The organism is Microbacterium sp. B24 (assembly GCF_000333415.1).
Taxonomy (GTDB): Bacteria; Actinomycetota; Actinomycetes; order Actinomycetales; family Microbacteriaceae; genus Microbacterium.
In genome coordinates this window covers 1-3,109 of sequence record NZ_BADB01000122.1, presented here as the reverse complement: position 1 = coordinate 3,109, position 3,109 = coordinate 1, and the positions used below count along the sequence as shown (strand labels likewise).

The 3,109-nt window shown below is 70.9% G+C and carries 1 protein-coding gene and 1 pseudogene; one reads left to right on the top strand and one right to left on the bottom strand.

The window, feature by feature from the left end; genetic code table 11:
* The coding region (locus I5I_RS02710; RefSeq protein WP_036316209.1) for a hypothetical protein at window positions 1–923 on the top strand (923 nt) is incomplete at its 5' end.
* 161 nt (window positions 924–1,084) lie between these two features.
* On the opposite strand, the pseudogene gcvP reads toward I5I_RS02710, so the two are convergent.
* Window positions 1,085–3,109, bottom strand: a pseudogene (gene gcvP, locus I5I_RS02705) (aminomethyl-transferring glycine dehydrogenase); the annotation flags it as partial.

Genomic DNA, 3,109 nt, shown 5'->3' with positions numbered 1-3,109 from the left:
CGAGGGGCGAGCCGCACGTCGATCGCGCGGTGCGGCGCGGGGAGCTCCTTTGCGTGATGCGCGGGGTCTACGCTCCGGCGCGGCTGTGGCGGGATCTGCCGCCATGGGACCGCTACCTCGTTCTCGTCCATGCGGCTGCGCGGTGCTACCCCGACGTCGTCTTCGTACGGGAGTCCGCGGCCGCGCTCCGCGGGCTCCCCGTCTTCGGCGAACCGCCGCACGTCCATGCCGTCGCCCTCGGCTCGCGAGCGACGCATGCCGTCGGGGAGGTCCGGCTGCATGCCGCCGAACGCCCGCCGCAGTTCGACGACGTGAGCGGTGTGCTCGTCGCGACAGGTGCCGAAGTCGCCGTGGATGCCGCACGACTACGGCATCCCGCCGTCGCCCGCGCGACGGCCGATGCCGCACTCCGGGCCGATCCGCACCTCACCACCGGCTGCATGCGGGCGATGAGCGAGACCCACCCGTCCTCGCGAGGCCGCCGTCGCGCACGCGACGTGTTCGACCGCGCGTCGGCGGTTGCCGAGTCACCGCTGGAGTCCGTGAGCGCGACGGTTATCGAGGCGCTCGGTTTTCCTGTTCCGGAGATGCAGCGATGGGTGCGAGGTCCGGAGCCGGGAGAGGACGACCGCGTCGACTTCGCATGGCTGCGCAACGGCCATCTCGTGGCGGGAGAGGCCGACGGAGACCTCAAGTACAGCGGCGCCTTGGGCGACGCTCGTGTCGCACTCCGCGAACGGCGTGCTCGGGACGCGCGGCTGATGCGACGCGGAGTCCACACGGTCCATCACTGGACGTGGGCCGACGTGATCGCCCCGAGCCAACTCCGCGCGATCCTGTTGTCGGCGGGGCTGCCTCTCGTTCGACAGCCCGATCTCGGGCTGCTGGGTTCGCTCGACCGCGCCCTCCGCGGCCTGCCGTGACCGCACCCGCTCCGGCCGCTCCGGCCGCTCCGTCCGCTCCGTCCGCTCCGTCCGCGAGACACCGCCCGCGCACCGAGACACCGGGTGTGCATCGGTGTCTCGGTGCGGAACGCGTGTCTCGCGGGCCACACGGACCGCGAGACCGCGCGGGCCGCTCGGGGCTAGGCGAAGGCCTCCACGGGCGGGCAGGCGCAGACGAGGTTGCGGTCGCCGTAGGCGTTGTCGATCCGACGGACCGGGGGCCAGTACTTCGTGCGCACCAGGCTGTGCACGGGGTAGACGGCGAGTTCGCGCGGATACGGATGCGTCCACTCCCCCGCGATCGCCGCCTCGGCGGTGTGCGGCGCGTTCACCAGCGGATTGTCATCGGCGGGCCAGGTGCCGGATGCCACGGCATCCGCCTCGGCCCGGATCGCGATCATGGCCTCGATGAATCGCTCGATCTCGCCCAGGTCCTCCGACTCGGTCGGCTCGACCATCAGCGTGCCCGCCACCGGGAAGGACATCGTGGGCGCGTGGAACCCGTAGTCGATCAGGCGCTTGGCGACGTCGTCCACGCTCACGCCAGTCGCCTCCTTCAGCGGCCGCAGATCGAGGATGCACTCGTGCGCGACGAGACCGTCCTCCCCCGCGTACAGCACCGGGTAGTGCTCTCGGAGGCGCACGGCGATGTAGTTCGCCGCGAGCACGGCCGCCCCGGTCGCCTCCCGCAGCCCCTCCGCACCCATCATGCGGATGTACGCCCACGAGATCGGCAGAATGGATGCCGAGCCGTAGGGCGCGGCCGAGATCGGTCCGCCGTCGAAGACGAACCCGCCCGCGTGCTCGGCGCGCTGGGCCAGCGGGTGCGAGGGAAGGAACGGCGCGAGGTGCGCCTTCGCGGCGACGGGGCCGACGCCCGGTCCGCCGCCGCCGTGCGGGATGGCGAAGGTCTTGTGCAGGTTCAGGTGCGAGACGTCGCCGCCGAGGTCGCCGAACCGGGCGAATCCGACGAGCGCATTCATGTTGGCGCCGTCCACGTAGACCTGCCCGCCGGCATCGTGCACCGCGGCGGTGATGTCCACGACGTCCTGTTCGTAGACGCCGTGCGTCGAGGGGTACGTGATCATCAGAGCAGCCAGCGCCTCTGCGTGTGCGGCGATCTTGGCGCGCAGGTCGCCGAGGTCGACGTTGCCGGCTTCGTCGCACGCGACGACGACGACCCGCATGCCGGCGAGGACGGCGGATGCCGCGTTGGTGCCGTGGGCCGACGACGGAATGAGGCACACATCACGCTGCTCATCGCCGCGGGAGTGGTGGTAGCCGCGGATCGCGAGCAGCCCCGCCAGCTCGCCCTGTGAGCCGGCGTTGGGCTGCAAGGAGACGGCGTCGTACCCGGTGATCTCCGCCAGCCACGACTCGACCTGCTCGATGAGCACCAGGTAGCCCGCGACATCCTCGATCGGTGCGAACGGGTGAACGCGGGAGAACTCGGGCCACGACACCGCCGCCATCTCGGTCGCCGCGTTCAGCTTCATCGTGCAGGATCCGAGCGGGATCATGCCGCGATCGAGAGCGTAGTCCCGGTCGGCCAACTGCTTGAGATAGCGCATCATCGCCGTCTCCGAGTGGTGAGCGTGGAAGACGGGGTGCGTCAGGAACTCGTCCGCGCGCCGCAGCGAGTCCGGCAGCGACGGGGCGCCGCCTCCCCCGGTCCACCCGAAGGCCCGCTGCGCGCGGCCACCGAAGACCTGGGCGAGCACATGCAGTTCGCTGACCGTCGTCGCCTCGTCGACAGAGATGCCGACGCTGTCGCTGTCGCGGAACCACAGCTGGAACCCGCGCTCCCGCGCCGCGTCCACGATCTCGCCGGCGCGGCCGGGCACCGACACGACGATGGTGTCGAAGAAGTCGTCGTGAAGCATCTCGTTGCCGGCTTCGACCAGCCAGTCACGCAGCAGGTGCGCCTTGCCCGCGACCTCATCGGCGATGCGACGCAGACCGTGCGGACCGTGATAGACGGCGTACATCGACGCCATGACGGCGAGGAGCACCTGCGCGGTGCAGATGTTCGAGGTCGCCTTCTCACGACGGATGTGCTGCTCTCTGGTCTGCAGCGACAGGCGGTACGCCGGGCGTCCCTCGGCATCCACGAAACGCCGAACAGCCGTCCCGCAGCTGGCGCTCGAGACCGGACTGACGGCATG